The organism is Modestobacter marinus, from assembly GCF_019799945.1.
Taxonomy (GTDB): domain Bacteria; phylum Actinomycetota; class Actinomycetes; order Mycobacteriales; family Geodermatophilaceae; genus Modestobacter; species Modestobacter marinus_B.
Genome location: NZ_JABGCH010000051.1, coordinates 1 through 15,023 on the forward strand (window position 1 = coordinate 1; position 15,023 = coordinate 15,023).

9 protein-coding genes and 3 pseudogenes are annotated in these 15,023 nt (G+C 67.5%); 7 read left to right on the forward strand and 5 right to left on the reverse strand.

What is annotated here, in order from left to right; all coding sequences use genetic code 11:
• Nucleotides 1-167 precede the first annotated feature (167 nt).
• Nucleotides 168-575: a tetratricopeptide repeat protein gene (locus tag HK417_RS27060; RefSeq protein ID WP_368858544.1), complete on the forward strand. Its 408-nt coding sequence runs from the start codon at nt 168-170 to the stop codon at nt 573-575.
• 228 nt (nt 576-803) lie between these two features.
• Here HK417_RS27060 and HK417_RS23400 read toward each other — a convergent pair whose 3' ends face one another.
• Nucleotides 804-1,121: a hypothetical protein gene (locus tag HK417_RS23400; RefSeq protein ID WP_222272774.1), complete on the reverse strand. Its 318-nt coding sequence runs from the start codon at nt 1,119-1,121 to the stop codon at nt 804-806.
• A gap of 142 nt (nt 1,122-1,263) precedes the next feature.
• Nucleotides 1,264-1,488, reverse strand: coding sequence for a hypothetical protein (locus tag HK417_RS23405; protein WP_222272777.1), 225 nt, complete (start codon nt 1,486-1,488; stop codon nt 1,264-1,266).
• Between the two features lie 656 nt (nt 1,489-2,144).
• Here HK417_RS23405 and HK417_RS23410 point away from each other — a divergent pair.
• The 3 genes and pseudogenes from HK417_RS23410 (at nt 2,145) to HK417_RS23420 (ending at nt 4,317) form a co-directional block, all read left to right on the forward strand.
• Nucleotides 2,145-3,491, forward strand: a pseudogene (locus tag HK417_RS23410) (IS30 family transposase).
• Nucleotides 3,492-3,498: 7 nt separating this feature from the next.
• A pseudogene (locus HK417_RS23415) lies at nt 3,499-3,801 on the forward strand (transposase); the annotation flags it as partial.
• Nucleotides 3,802-4,125: 324 nt separating this feature from the next.
• The gene (locus HK417_RS23420; RefSeq protein WP_222272780.1) at nt 4,126-4,317 is read left to right on the forward strand and encodes a hypothetical protein; all 192 of its coding nucleotides are present in this window, start codon (nt 4,126-4,128) and stop codon (nt 4,315-4,317) included.
• Between the two features lie 277 nt (nt 4,318-4,594).
• Here HK417_RS23420 and HK417_RS23425 read toward each other — a convergent pair whose 3' ends face one another.
• Complete coding sequence (locus tag HK417_RS23425) at nt 4,595-6,274, reverse strand: patatin-like phospholipase family protein (protein ID WP_222272783.1); 1,680 nt, start codon at nt 6,272-6,274, stop codon at nt 4,595-4,597.
• Nucleotides 6,275-6,575: 301 nt separating this feature from the next.
• Between HK417_RS23425 and HK417_RS23430 the strand changes: the two genes are divergently transcribed.
• Complete coding sequence (locus HK417_RS23430) at nt 6,576-7,406, forward strand: WD40 repeat domain-containing protein (RefSeq protein ID WP_222272786.1); 831 nt, start codon at nt 6,576-6,578, stop codon at nt 7,404-7,406.
• The gene (locus tag HK417_RS23435; protein ID WP_222272789.1) at nt 7,376-8,791 is read left to right on the forward strand and encodes a TRAFs-binding domain-containing protein; all 1,416 of its coding nucleotides are present in this window, start codon (nt 7,376-7,378) and stop codon (nt 8,789-8,791) included. The genes HK417_RS23430 and HK417_RS23435 overlap by 31 nt, the downstream gene beginning before the upstream one ends.
• 370 nt (nt 8,792-9,161) lie before the next feature.
• On the opposite strand, the gene HK417_RS23440 is transcribed toward HK417_RS23435, so the two are convergent.
• Both HK417_RS23440 and HK417_RS23445 read right to left on the reverse strand, forming a co-directional pair.
• Nucleotides 9,162-11,924 (reverse strand): toll/interleukin-1 receptor domain-containing protein, encoded by a 2,763-nt coding sequence (locus HK417_RS23440; RefSeq protein ID WP_222272806.1) that lies wholly within the window; start codon nt 11,922-11,924, stop codon nt 9,162-9,164.
• 287 nt (nt 11,925-12,211) lie between these two features.
• Nucleotides 12,212-13,341: pseudogene (locus tag HK417_RS23445) on the reverse strand (IS3 family transposase); the annotation flags it as partial.
• 286 nt (nt 13,342-13,627) lie between these two features.
• On the opposite strand from HK417_RS23445, the gene HK417_RS23450 reads away from it, so the two are divergent.
• Nucleotides 13,628-14,875 carry an IS110 family transposase gene (locus HK417_RS23450; protein ID WP_222272808.1) on the forward strand — a complete coding sequence of 416 codons (1,248 nt, stop codon included), beginning with the start codon at nt 13,628-13,630 and terminating at the stop codon, nt 14,873-14,875.
• Nucleotides 14,876-15,023 lie beyond the last annotated feature (148 nt).

Genomic DNA, 15,023 nt, shown 5'->3' on the forward strand with positions numbered 1-15,023 from the left:
ACACGGTCATCGCCAAGGCCACCGATCCCGGACACCGCAAGGCATCAACCACATCAGTTACAGAGCACTAGAGGCTGCCTGGAGGGAGGACGAACTTGGCCGCGTGCTGATGGAACTGGGGGATCTCGCGGGCACCCGCGCCCAATCCAAGCGGACCTGAAGTATTGGTGAGGGGCACTCGGCCCCGACGACCCCACGACCGGGATTGGATTTACCGCCGCTACCTCGGCAATGTGTTGGCAGACCAGGGAGATTTCGCGTGTGCCCGCCCAAGTTGGGAGCGCGCGCTTGAGATCACCGAGGTGGCGTTCGGTCAAAACCATGTCGATGTCGAGGCCAACCGCGGCAATCTCGGCAGGGTGCTGCGCGACTTCGGCGTACCTGCCGCCTGTGCAGTAGACAGCAGCCGACTTCACGCTGGAGAGAAAAGGTGCTACACGCGGCGGCTCCGTCCTAACCCGGGAGGGGATGTCCCCCCAGGGTTGGATACAGGACCGCGCCGAATACTACGCGCATCACGGTTGCCCAGATGGAAGTTCTGGCGAACAGCCGATACCCGCGAACCAGACGATTAGACCGCCCGCAGTTAGCCGACGCGCGCTCTCATAATCTTGCTTGGCTACTATATGGTTCCCATGCAGATGGGTCACCCAATGGACGTTCGCCAAGTGTTCGTTCCCGTCATGGCACTCCACAAGCGCTTTGACGAAGTCCTCGTACCAGGGGATTCCAGCTAGCTCCCAGATCGTTTCCAGTTTTTGACAGGTCACTCTGGCTCCCCCACTTCCCCTGTTCGGTTCGCCCTATCGACGCGATGCACGCCGACGCCCCTTCCGTCTTGCCTTTTCCATCTCGCGGAGCGTCCACTTGTCGACCGCAGCCTTGAAGCGGTCGGCGCGCTGAGACGACGCCTCGACGGCTTCCCCCACCACGGCGCCCGCCACAGCACCCACAAGGGCTGGAACGACGAGCCAGCCGGCGACAGCAAGCAGGATCGCAATAGTGGTAGTGACAAGCCCCTCCCCCTTCATGATCGGGGAAGTCACACCGAGCATCACCTCGAGCGCCTTGCCGGGACTGGCGATGATGATTGACAGGCCCGCGAAGAGGGCCGCGGCCACCAGAAAGAACCAGAGCCCTGACTCGAGAAACCAGTGTTGAAGGGGTGGCCGCGTCCACCACCAGATGCGCCATCTGTAGCGCAGAGGAGGTCGACCTTGACCTGGAGTCAACCCCCCTGCTCGTGAAGCAGGCGGGGACGTGTCAACCGCCAAGAATTTTGGCTACCGAGATGCCGACGCTGTACGCCGCACCAGGGTCAAGTGCACCGTCGTGGGCCACCGTCATTTGGTGGCCATGCACGACCGCGATCGCCTCGTTCAGGCGATCTTCATCGGGGGCCTCCTTCATGTGCCGGGCGATGTCATAGACAACCTGGGCCGAACTCCACTTCAGCGCGGCGTCCTCATTTGCCTCTAGCGATCTCATATTCATGAGTCTCCCCTCCCTTCTCGCCTGGACGACTTCCAGTTTGATCGGGCATCGTCGCAGTCTGGGGCCTTTTCGTCAACGCGTCCGCGGTAGTCACCCGATCGTGACGAGGGCGCGACCCGGCCATGGTGGTGGATCTACCGTGATGAGAGCGGCCGCGGAGCCGCGATACGCAGCGGCGCGATCGGGCACCCTCGTATTCGCGAGCCGTCGCCCAGCGTGATGACAGTCCCACACAGTGTTATCACAGACCCCCCGTCAGCTGCCGATCCGGGGCGAACCGCCGGCTCGGCCATCGGCCAGCGCAGAGCCTCGCTCCTCTCGCGTAGCTCAAACACTATCGGCTACCCCTCGCTCACACGGCCTACACTCTGCGCCTCGTGTCACGGTCAAAGGTGTGGCTGCCGCTTTGGTGGCCGCTCTTCGCGAACGCAACGCGCAGGCGACCCAGAAGGAGCCCGGCGTCAGCGACAGCCCTGGGGTCCGCGCCGCGGAGCGCCGGGATGGATGTCGCGCCGCCGAGGGACCACGCGATCAGGGGTACGTCCATAGGTGTCCCTGGCGGACTCAATCGGTCGTCGCAACACCCTGTAATCACGGAGGTGTTCGATGCGCGACGTCAGCAGCAGGCGGATCGGGCCCTTGGGCCGGCGATGCGCTCGCCGGGTCGGCCGATGCCGGCTCGGCACGTGGAGCGCGCATTCTGGCGCCTGATCGTGGAGGGCAAAGAGCACGGAGGATGCCGCGCTCGAGGTCGGCGTGTCCACGCCAGTCGCGTCGCGCTGGTTTCGCCACGCTGGCGGCATGCCGCCGCTGAGCCTGGCCGAGCCCACCGGTCGGTACCTGTCGTTCCACGAGCGTGAAGACCTTGCTCTGCTGAAGGCGAAGGTCTCGGGGTCCGGGCGATCGCTCGTGAGCTCGAGCGCGATCCCGGCACGATCTCGCGCGAGCTGCGGCGCAACGCGGCAACCCGCAGCGGCCGAATCGAGTACCGGGCGACGGTCGCGCAGTGGAAGGCGCAGACCGCGGCCCGGCGGCCCAAGCCGGCCAAGCTCGCGGTGAACTCCCAGCTGCAGGAGTACGTCCAGACGCGGCTGAGCGGGCAGCTGCAGCGCCCGGACGGGAGTATCGCTGCGGGGCCGGAGACGACGTGGAAGGGGTTGAACAAGCCCCATCGCGCCGACCGTCGCTGGGCGACGGCCTGGAGCCCGGAGCAGATCAGCCGACGGCTCGTCGTCGACTTCCCCGACGATGCGGACATGCGCATCAGCCACGAGGCGATCTACCAGGCGCTCTACATCGAAGGGCGCGGCGCGCTCAACCGTGAGCTGGTCGCCTGCCTGCGGACCGGGCGGGCGCTGCGCAAGCCCCGCGAGCGCTCGCGCAATAAGCCGCAGGGTCACGTCACCGCCGAGGTCGTGCTCAGCGAGCGGCCGGCCGAGGCCGAGGACCGAGCGGTCCCCGGGCACTGGGAGGGCGACCTGATCATCGGGCTGAACCGGTCCGCCATCGGCACTGTGGTCGAGCGCACCAGCCGCTACACGCTGCTCGTTCACCTGCCGCGCCTGGAGGGCTACGGCACGGTCCCACCGGTCAAGAACGGACCTGCCCTCGGCGGCTACGGCGCCGTCGCGATGAAAGACGCCCTCACCACGACGATGGCCACCATGCCCGCCGAGCTGCTGCGCTCACTGACCTGGGACCGCGGCAAAGAGCTCTCCGCGCACGCGCAGTTCAAGGTCGACACCGGCATCGCCGTCTACTTCGCCGACCCGCACTCACCCTGGCAGCGCGGCACGAACGAGAACACCAACGGCCTGCTGCGCCAGTACTTCCCCAAGGGCACCGACCTCTCCCGCTGGAACCTCGAGGACCTCCTCGCCGTCCAGACCGCGATCAACAGCAGACCGCGCAAGGTCCTCGGCTGGAAAACCCCGGCCGAAACCCTCGACGAGCAACTACGGTTGCTCCACCAAGCGGGTGTTGCAACGACCGGTTGAGCCCAGGCAATACACGTCTCTGGCGTTCACCGAGGCGCTGCTCGGGGCCGGGATCGCCGGCTCGGTCGGCTCGGTCGGCGACGCCTTGGACAACGCCCTGATGGAGTCCACCATCGGCCTGTTCAAGACCGAACTGATCGACCGGCAGCGGTCCTGGGCCGGTCGTGCCGCCGTCGAGCGGGAGACCGCAGCCTGGGTCCACTGGTTCAACACCGACCGACTGCACTCCTCGATCGGCTACCGCCCGCCGGTCGAGTTCGAGGACCTCTACCGTCACACCACGTCCACCCCGGCCCTCGAGGTGGCCTAAACCGAGCGTCCGTCAGATCCAGGACGGTTCATGCTGTGTCCCCGGCGCTTCTGGATTCAGACGCGGCGACGAAGGAGTGGGCCTATGCGTGGCGGTTGGGCAAGCCGCTGCTCCCAGTGCTGGTCGCCCCTCTGCCGATGCACTTGCTGCCACCGGAGCTAGCGGCCTTGCACATCGTCGACTACACAACCATCACTCCAATCACCGCCTTCCAGCTCGCCGGTGCCATCGCCGACCTTCCGCCGGCTCCTCCGCTACCGCATCCGCCCCCAGAACCACCGTCAGCGCCCTTGTCGTACCTGGCGGAGCTGGCGCAGGGTCCGAATGCCCGACCTGCCGTTTAAGGAGCAGCTCACCCTCGTGGCGGAGCTACGCATCGCGCTCAAGCGTCCCGGTGAGCGTATGGCGGCGGTCGACATGCTGCGGTCGCTCCACGGTCGTCGTGACCTCTATTTCGTGACTTGGCAGGAGCTTGATGAGCTGCTGCGTAAGGAGGACGTGGGCAACGGTCCCTGATCTGTCTTCTAGGTGCGTCGGGCTGCGACACGATGCGGGCGGCTCCGGTCCTCCATTGTGGCTGCCTGAGCGGGTGCGACACGTCCCGGCCCCGCGACTGCCCGCGATAGAGAAGGGCTGGTGATCTGCGGCGTGAGATGTAAGTTTTCGTAGCTGTCCGCGCCGCGTCCCCCAGCGCTAGCCCAACCTACTGCGGTTGACCCGGTCGTGAAGTGATCCCTGTTAGACGGACACCGCCACCGATGTGGACACTGATTGATAGCGCGCCATTCTTCCTTTAGGTCAGAAAGCCGTCGAAGTGCCGGTCGATGTCGACCTGCTCGGCGGCGGCTCGGCCCAGGTCTGTCAGCAGCGGCAACTGGTCCACGGCGTCGAGCTTGCGGACCCGTTTGCTGACCTTGGGGTCGGTGACGCCGAACTCCTCGAGCGTCCGGTCGGACAGATCGGCGTCGTAACGCACGTAGCTGAAGAGGTTGGCGCCGCCGATCCCCGGGGCTCCGATGAGGCTGCCGACCTCTCGGTCGATCGGGCCGCCGAACCGGCAGCATCCGAACGACCGGCAGAGCAGGTCCTGGCTGACGGCGGCTCCGTTCATGAACACCGAAGGCAGGTTGCGCGCGTTGAACGGCAGCGTCACCCGGTGGCGACGCAGCCCCGGATGCGTCGCCGCGGAGGATCCGGTGCCGACCGAGACGACGAGCAACTGGTCCTCACCGGTCTGCCAGCGCAGCCCGTACTCGGGCAGGGTTGCCATCAGGAACTGCAGCAGCGCCGGGTTGTTGAACGGCGTGACTCCGCCGTCCTGGAACAGGAACAGGTGCTGACCGACGCGCAGCTCCTCGGGAGCGAAGTAGACCGGCGCCGCGGTGCTCGCCCGCACCAGTGGAGCCAGCGGGATGTCGAGGTTCCGGTCGGGGCTCGGGAGCAGGTTGCGGTCAGCTCGGTTGTACTTGGCCCGCGTGCAGTTGCTCAGCAGCCACGGGGAGTTGGTCACCGTGTTGTGCATGACGACGAGCAGCAGCGTGCGCAGCTCCGCGTCCCCCAGCGTGCGATCGGCGCCGAAGAAGGTGCTGAGCTCGCGCCGCAGGGGGTGGTCGACGTAGAGGGATCGGGCCCGCAGCGGCAGGAACCGCTTCTGGAAGACGATGCTGCCCAGCGATCTGTACCGTTCCTCGACTCGCTCGACGGGGTGCCCGAGGGCCAGTCCGGCGGCGATGATGGCCCCGGTGCTGGTGCCGGCGATGTAGTCGAAGTAGTCGGCGAGGACCAGGCGCGGGTTCCCGAGACGGCCTCGGAGGCGGGCCTCGATCGTGGCCAGCACCTGCAGGGACAGCATGCCGCGCATCCCGCCGCCGTCCAGGGCGAGCATCCGCTTGGGGCGAGTGAGGTCCTGGCGCGCTTCGTAGGCGCGGCGGGTGGGGTCAATGACCCGGACGCGCGGGTCCGGTCCCTGTAGGCCGAGCCGCCGGACCATGTCCTTCGTCCCGCCGGGGCCGTCCCCCTCCCGGCCGTTCCACACGACCATCGCATGCGGACTCTGATCGAGGGATCGGGCCACGTCGACCATCCAGGCGTTCGCCCGGGCGAAGACGTCGTCGCGCCCGCCGCCCGTGTCGTCAAGCATCTGCGTGTCGGCGACCTGCGCGATCCGTTCAAACCGGGCCGCCCAGTCGGTCCCCGGGATGTCGACCGACCGTTGGACGAACTCGTCCGGGGGGAGAGCCAGGCAGAGCACGATCCGCGCACCGCGGGCGTGCGCCTGCTCGGCGACGATCAAATCGGCCCCCCGCGCTCCGCCGCAGACGATCGTGCTCTCCGGCCCGACCTGCCAGTCCGTCAGCGCGGTTCGGACCTCGGCGGTGACCCGCGGGACCTCATCTGCCGGGAACCGGGGCTCGGGACGGTCCGGCAGGTCCAACATGTGCCCGGTGCCGAGCACGACGCGAGGCGCGGTCATGGCATCAGCCTGGGCCACGGCGCTGTGCAGAGGAAGGACGGCGCCGCCCCTGGGCCCCTCGTCCGCACGCGCTGCTGGTGCGGTGACGTTGCGGTGACGGCCTAGTGCTGGCATCTCCCCGATGGGGAGGGGATCGGGTGGCACTGACGGCGAGGCTCTTCGTGAGCTGGACCTTCCAGGACTTGGTGGAGGAGCGGAACGCGCTGCAGGTGGAGAGCTGCGCGATCGATCCCCGAGGGAGCGCCTCGTCACGACCGGCGCCGTTCACGTCCGGTCGATTCCGGAGCTGGAGGAGCGCGCGGTGCTGACCGGTCACACCGGCGTCGTGACGGGCCTGGTCCTGCTCGCCGACCCGCACCGGCTCGTCACCGCAGGCAGGGACGGCAGTCTCCGCCCCTGGGACACCGGCCGCTGCCGTCAGGTGCTGGCCGAGGGGCTGGCAGCCGTCGACGACTGCGCCCGGTCCCGTCAGGGGACGGCAGTCCCCACCGGTGCGGACGGTGGCGTGCGCGTGTGGGACCTCAGCAGCGGCACGCTCCGTGGGCATCTCGACCCGGATCGGCGGTGGCTGCGCTGCGCCGCGTCTGCCGACGGCCACCGGGTGGTGGCCACCGGCGTGGACGGTGAGGTCCGGCTCTGGAGCGGGGAGGTCCTCGGGGACAGCCGCCCGGTCGCCCACCACGACGGGCCGGTCCGCGCCTGCGCGCTGTCCACCGACGGGCGACTGCTGCTCACCGGTGGAGACGACGACGTCCTCCGCTTGGTGGACCTCGACCGGGATGGCGAGCTCACCGTGCTGTCCCTGCAGGGCCGTCTAGTCGCTGTTGCGCTGCACCTGCGGGAGCCGCTCCTCCTGTGCGGTGACGACGGGGGACCGTCACGCTGGCCCGGATGGACCGGTTCGGGCCGACAGGTCGGACGGGCAGGGACCCGGAGCACCGGAGGGTCTTCGGCGGCCTGGAGCGGATCTCCGATCCCGAGGGGGGGCGTGCGCGCCGTCGTGATCCGACCGGGGACCCGTCAGCGCCGGCCGAGCCCAGGGGCCGGCTGTCAGATGTCGCGGCCGGCTGACGCTGGTCGTTCGAGCGAGAAGGGGGAGTCGTGTCCGTCCAGCCGTTGTGCTTCGTCCTGATGCCGTTCGGCTCCAAGCCGGATCCCACCGGCGGCCCGGACATCGACTTCGACCGGGTCTACGCGATGGCGATCAAGCCCGGGATCGTGGACGCCGGCATGGTTCCCATCCGCGCCGACGAGGAGAAGCTCGGCGGCATCATCCACAAGGCCATGTTCGAGCGGCTGCTGGTCTGCGACTTCGCCGTGGCGGACCTGACCACCAGCAATGCCAATGTCCTGTACGAGTTGGGTGTCCGTCATGCTGCTCGGCCGCGGACCACGCTGACCGTCTACGCCGAGTCCCATCCCCTCCCGTTCGACGTGAAGCTGCTGCGCACACAGCCCTACCAGCTGGGCCAGGACCACACGTTCCCCGAGCCGCATGCCCAGCGACTGCGCCAGTCCGTTTCGGCCCACCTGGTGGCGCTGAGGTCACTCGAGCAGCGGGACTGCGTCCAGGACAGCCCGTTGTTCCAGCTGGTCACCGGCTGGCATCCGCAGCCACTCACTCCGGACGCTACCGAGTCGTTCCAGGGGCAGGTCAAGGCCAACGAGGCCGTGAAGGAAAGGCTGCGGCGGATCCGGAGCGGCAGCCAGAGCGCGGAGGGCCGACGGGCGATGGCACCCGAACTCGCCCGCATCCGGTCTGACCTGCTCGCCGCGGAGACGAGCGACCCGGGCGTCCTGTCCGAACTCTTGCTCGCAAACCGGGCGTTCGAGGACTGGTCCGGGATGATCGAGGTCTACGAGGGGATGCCGGACCAGCTGCGGTCGCAGGTGCCGGTCCGTCAGCAGGCTGCGTTCGCCTACAACCGGCGCGCGGAACAAGCCGGGTCCCCTCAGGACCGCGCCACCGCCGTGCACCTGCTCGAACGACTGGAGGCGGAGCGGGGACCGAGTTCGGAGACTTCTGGGCTGCTCGGCCGGATCTATAAGAGCCAGTGGTCGGAGGCGAGAAGAGGACAGGACGCGGCACGTGCCCGCACGTTCCTCATCCAAGCCGTGGAGGCGTATGTGCGGGGCTTCGAGATCGACTGGCGCGACATCTATCCCGGCATCAACGCCGTCACCCTGCTCGACGTGCAGGGCGGCGCCAGGGCGTTGGCCCGGAAGGACCGACTCCTCCCCGTCGTCCGGTTCGCGACCGAGCAGCGGCTGGCATCGCCGGCGCCGGACTACTGGGACCAAGCCACCCTGCTGGAACTCGCCGTTCTGTCCGGGGAGGTGGACAGGGCACTGGACGCCTTGGACAGCGCGGTGGCGGCGTCATCCGAGCCGTGGCAGCCGAAGTCCACGGCGGACAACCTCCGAATCATCTGCGAAGCCCGTGAGGAGCGCGGACAACTCACCGAGTGGGTCCGCGCCGTGATCGATGTCCTGGACCCGCGACCCCGGGACGGCTGACAGCCGTCAACACAGAGGTTCGACTTGCTGGGTGACACTGCCGCTGACTCAACCGGGAGAACTGACGTGGACGCCAACACTGTGGGAGCCCGGTCTGACCACAGGGGCCGGTCCAGGGGCGGACCGCCTGCTTGACCTGGTCTGGTGCCGCCATCGGCAATGGTCGATCGCGGCCAACGCCGCAAGGGCGCACCTGGACCGGTGGCGACTGTGGAACCTCGTGCTGCTCGTGCTCGGTGCACTCGCGGGTGCCCTGGCGGCGCAGACGTGGTGCCCCGGGGCGTCGCGACCGGCTCAGCGATCGCCGCCGCGATCACGCGAAATGAGTTTTGAGACGACCCGTGCGATCCTCCCCGGTGAAAGCCCCGGGTTAGCGGGTGCAGCGGAGGTCGGATGGAGGAGACGTCCGTGTGGCAAGGGTCCATTCCTCAGCAGAGAGGTCGCGGCCTGCGGTTGCGCAGGCTGTTGCGATCCATCGTTGAGGCGAAACGTCCCACATCTGTACTTCGCCGTCTGGGCCGGGTGCGGCGAGTATCAGTTTTGTCCCATCCGGGGTGAAGGCTGCGGCGGCCATGCGGCCTTCTTGACGAGGGCCAAAGGGCAGGCTGCCGATTTCGATACCGGTTAGCGCATCGGTGAGCGAGACTCGGTTATCGACCATGACCTGGGCGAGGAGGGCGCCGTTGCCGGTTGGGCGGGACCGCGGATCGACTGCGGGGTTCGCCGGATACTCGGTCAGGATGTCGAATGAGGGAGCTTCGCGGATCTCGAGCATGCCGTCGTCACGTCGTACGAGCAAGTGGGGTCCGGCGAAAGCGGCGTCGGTGGCGCCGGTGTTGAGCAGGGTACGTGTGTTGCCGGTAGCAAGGTCTTGAAGCCGGAGTTGCCCTGCCTGAATTACCGCTGCTCGTCCGCGGTCGGGATCGATGGAGGCAATTGGGACTGCTGTCTCAGTCTCATCAGGTCGGAGATCTCGTGGACCGGGGATCGTTGATCGCACTTGTCCGGTTGTCGGGTCGCGCACGAGGACCTCGCCATGTAGGTCGACGTCGTAAATCAGACCGTCGGGCGCCCGAGAAAGACCGAGCCGAGCCTCACGGGCCTCGTCCCACCGTCGCAGCCTTCTCTCGCCAGCAGTGAGGACTTCGGTCTCGGAGGGGCCGTACCCCTGGTCGAGGGTCAGGATCAGTTGATTATTGTCAGCGGTCCACAGCGCCTGGGTGTAGTTGCTCACCGGGCCGCCGCTCCTGATAGTGATAGGTGCGAGGTCCGGCGTGGTGAGGTCTAGCACGAGTGCTGTGGTCTGTCCTCCTACGACACTTAAGGCATCGCCGTCTGGTCGCATCGCAAGTCGTATCGCCGAGCAGGCATTACACGGCCAGGGCAGCTCGATACCGGTGTGGATTGTTGCCAGCCTGCTCGTGCGACTCAGGTCGAAGCTGACGATGCGGTCGCCTGCGGCGCCCACTAAGCGATGGGCGCCGACGAACCGGAGCAGGGTGATTCGCTGGTTGCCAGGCAGCTTGGTCGCGGAGGTGGCCGGTTGAGGGTTGTCGGAGACGGATGCCACGTAGACGGTTCCACCATCGGAGACCGCAAGCTGCGTTCCGTCGGGGGACAGAGCCAGCGCATCTCGACTGCTTCCAGGGACGAGTGCGGATCGGTAAGGTTGCATTTCCACGTCGCCAGCACCAGCTGTCCAGACCGGGATCTCCTCGGATCCGTTGGAGAAGGTGAAGTGGCCACCGCTGGGTGACAGCGCTTCGGCCTGGGAGTGGTTGCCGACCTGGGTCATCCCGGCCACCGTGACGGTGTCGCCGCTCCGGCGCTCCCAGTGCCCGCCAGAACCGTATAAGGCGACGTCGGTGTCACTGGTGGCGTACATGCCCGAAAACAATCCGTCCGAGGGTGCGGTTCGCGTGGTGAGTTGCTGGGTGTCGATGGTGATGAGGCGGCCCCGAAAACCGTCGGAGGTGTCGCTCGAGCTGATGTGAAAGAATGCTGTGCGTCCCGAAGGTGAGACTGCCGACGGACCGGTCTCGTACCCTTCCGGAATGTCGACCGCGAACATCCGTCCGGGGCTCCATAGCGTGGCGCCCGAGTTCGTGACAATGCTGATCACATCTCCGTCGTCGCTTATTCCCGCTGAGGTCGCTGGCTCATCGAGCTGTGCCACGGTCTCGCGGTGGCCGCTCACCCATCGGACGACCTCGCGCGCGTCGGTGGCGGCAACCAATGCGGGCACGGCACCTGCAGCGGCGAGTGCGGTGATCTGGCCACCCACTGGGTGGTAGCTGGTGATTTGTGGTGTGGCGTTCACCGCGCGGAACAGCGCCGCCGTTGTCTGGGCGTTGGGCTGGAGGCGGTAGGCCTCGGCCGCTAACAGTTGGGCGAGCCCGAGATCAGTCGACAGGTGGTTTCCCGACGCGGCGGTGAGCAAGCCGGCGGTGGTGGCTTGGGTCTGTCGGTTCAGCAGCAGCGTTGCGATGAGTGCTGCGACTAGCAGGACCACGCCGACGGTGCCTGCGGCACCGATGTGGCGGCGTGTGCGGCGTTGCTGCTGCAGATGTCGCCCGATCATCCGATCCTTAGGGATGTTTCGGATGGTGGCTGCGATGCTTGCGACGGCATCGTCCAGGTTGTCGCCCCGTCCCCTGTCGCCGCGCAGGTCGACCCAAAACGGCTCGGCAGTGTACGTATTACTCAGGGCCCGCGGCAGCGCGGTGCTCTGTACCGGCTCCCAACTGTCGTCGCTAGAGGACCAGATCAACTCACCCTCAACGAGAGCTAGGATCGGCGGCCTCGCGGGCTTTCGCGCTACCCACCATGCAATCTCGCGGTTTACCCACGCTGACTCACGTGCGCTCGGGGAGGCGATGACAATCATCCAGCCAGATGCCGTCATTGCATCAACAATGGTGTTCCAGAGATCTGGTCCAGCACCCATTGCCGTCCGATCCCGGTAAACTTGTAGCTCGCGAGCTTTCCACCATGGCTTACCGAATCGCTCCAACCTCCGGTGCATCTCCGAGACAACCTCGGCGTGACTGTCATGTGCATAGGAGATGAACGCGTCGTAGTTGCGAAGCAGGTTATGGGTTTGAGTTGCCATATGATCACCAACAACAGGCACGAAGGTCGAGCGGATGGTCGTATAAGCGACCCAAATGCACGTTCGTACGTCTCGTCGTCTGCCAGCGGACGCGAGCTGATTCGTCGTGTGGGCTAGGAATCGGCTGCACCGCGCGCTCCCTCGGTCGATGTGTAGCGAAGAGTGGAGTAGCGCTGTACGTGATAGTAGTGCCGAGGCGAGAGGTTGAGCTTTGCCAGCGCGCGGCGTCGACCGCGGGCGAATGCAGCGACGGTTGTTGAGGCCGGTCGCCGCCGCCAGAGTGGTGGCGTGATCGGGGCCGGATGCCTGGGTGTCAGTCGACCGAGGCCGGCTTGCCGGCGCCGTCGGTGGTAGGTCCGTTCGATCCAGGTCACGATCGCGATCCGCAGCTCCTGTCTCGTGGTCCAGTGCCGACGGTCGAGCACGTTCTTCTGCAGCAGCGAGAAGAAGCTCTCCATGGCTGCGTTGTCCCCGGCCGCGCCGACTCTGCCCATCGACCCGGCCAGCTGATGCCGGTTCAGGGTGTGGACGACCTTCCGGCTGCGAAATTGCGAGCCGCGGTCCGAATGCACGATGCAGCCGGCCACGACGGCCCCGTCGGCGGCCCGTCGGGCGACGGCGTTGTCGATTGCTGCGACGGCGAGCCGGGACTTCATCCGGGCGTCGATGGAGTAGCCGACGATCCGGTTGGAGTGCACGTCCTTGACCGCGCGGAGGTAGAGCTTGCCCTCGGCCGTGCGGTGTTCGGTGATGTCGGTCAGCCACAGCCGGTTGGGCGCCGCGGCGGTGAACACCCGGTTGACCCGGTCGTCGTGCACCGGTGGACCGGGGCGACCGCCCTTGCCCCGGCGGGGCTTGCCGAACGCGCTCCACCACCGGTTGGCCGAGCAGATCGCCCAGGCCGTCCCGGCCGTCATCGGCTGCCCGTGCGCAGTCGCCTCGTCGACGAGGAACCGGTAGCCGAACTCCGGATCGTCGCGGTGGGCGTCGAACAACGCGTCGGCCCGGTAGGCCCGAGCCAGTTCACTGGTGGTGACCGGGGCGGCCAGCCACCGGTAGTAGGGCTGGCGGGCGATCGTGAGGACCCGGCACGTCACCGCGACGGGGATCCCGTCGACGGCGAGCTCACGGACGAGCGGGTAGATCATTTTCCCGGCAGATTGGCCTGCGACAGGTAGGCCGCAGCACGGCGCAGCACCTCGTTCTCCTGCTCCAGCAGCCGGATCCGCTTGCGGGCCTCCCGCAGGTCCGCGTTCTCCGCCGCGGTGCTCCCGGGCTTGACCCCGTCCTCGACGTCGGCGGCCTTCATCCAGTTGGTCAGGCGCGACTCGCTGATCCCGAAATCGGCCGCGATCTGCTTCAGGTGCTGGCCCGGCTCACGGTTGCGGGCGACGTTCACCACGTCGTCGCGGAACTCCTTGGGGTAGGGCTTGGGCACGGTGAACATCCTTCCAGCGGCACCTCTCGGCACCACAGATCAGATGTCACCTACTCGTGCAGCAGTCCCAGGTGTAACCGATCGCGATCTTGATCGCTGCCCGTGCGGATGAGAATGGGCGGGTCGTCCGGCGACGTCGACACACACTGGTGCGGGGGAGCCCGTAGAGGTGTATGGCGCGGGGTCCTCGGGTGCCTGTGATTGTTGCTGCGAGCACGTGGGTCTGTGTCCTGGCAGAGGGCCCTCCGGACGACGCCTATCGGTGTCGACCGGGGGAGGGGTCCCGATGGAGGTGCTGTTCGAGCGGGTCGCCGGGCTGGATGTGGGCAAGGCGTCGGTCACCGTCTGCGTGCGCACGCCCGGGCCGAACGGGCGCCGGGTGAGCGAGGTGCGGACGTTCTCGACGATGTCTCGGTCGCTTGCGGTGATGCGCGACTGGCTGGTTGAGCGCGGGGTGACGATCGCGGCGATCGAGTCGACCTCGACGTACTGGAAGCCGCCGTTCTACTGCCTGGAAGAGGTGATGGAGGTCTGGCTGCTCAACGCCGCGCACATGAAGGCGGTGCCGCAGCGCAAGACCGACGTCAAAGACGCCGAGTGGATCGCCCAGCTGCTGGAACACGGGCTGCTGCGACCGTCATTCGTGCCGCCGCCGGACATCCGCCGGCTGCGGATGCTGACCCGCTACCGGATGCAGTTGATGGGCGACCGCACCCGGGAGGCGATCCGGCTGGAGCTGATGCTGGAGGACGCCTCGATCAAGCTTTCGGCGGTCGCCTCCAGCCTGACGACGGTTTCGGCGCGGGCGATGCTGGCCGCGATGATCGACGGCGAGCGCGATCCGCGGATGCTCGCGGACCTGGCCAAGGGCAAGATGCGCGCGAAGATGCCGCAGCTGACCGAGGCGCTGATTGGGGCCTTCGACGACCACCACGCCATGCTGGCCCGGGCGATTCTGCGCCGCCTCGAGCTGGTCGAGGCCGCTCTCGCCGAGCTCGATGCGGTGATCGCCGAGGCCTGCCGGCCGTGGCGGCACCAGCTTGAACTGCTGCAGACCATCCCGGGAGTGGGGCAGAAGGTCGCGCAGGTGATCCTCGCCGAGACCGGCGGGGACATGTCCCGCTTTCCGTCGGCAGCGCACCTGGCCGCCTGGGCCGGGGTGGCACCGGGAGTGCACGAGTCGGCCGGCAAGCGCCACCCGGTCGCTGCCCGGCACGGCAACAAGTGGCTGACCGCGATGCTCGTGGAGGCCGCCGGGTCGGTCGGGCGGATGAAGGGCGCCAACTACCTCTCGACCCAGCACGCCCGGCTCGCCGCCCGCCGCGGCATGGGCCGCGCCCAGGTGGCCGTGGCCCACTCCATCCTAGTCTCGGCCCACTGGATGCTCAGCCGCGACGAGCCCTACCAAGACCTCGGCGCGGACTGGCTGGCCCGGCGCAACGACGAGGCCCACGCCCGCCGACTGGTCGCCCAACTCGAACGGCTCGGGCACACCGTGGTCCTCGATCCCGCCGCCTTGTCCCGCGTCAAGTAGGTGGCAGGGATCAGGCGCGATCAAAGTTGGGGATCGCCGGGTCGGCGGCGCCGGTGTGGACCTCGTAGGGGCGGTTTGAACCGTCCTGGATCTGACGGACGCTCGGTTTAGGCCACCTCGAGGGCCGGGGTGGTCGTTGTGTGACGGT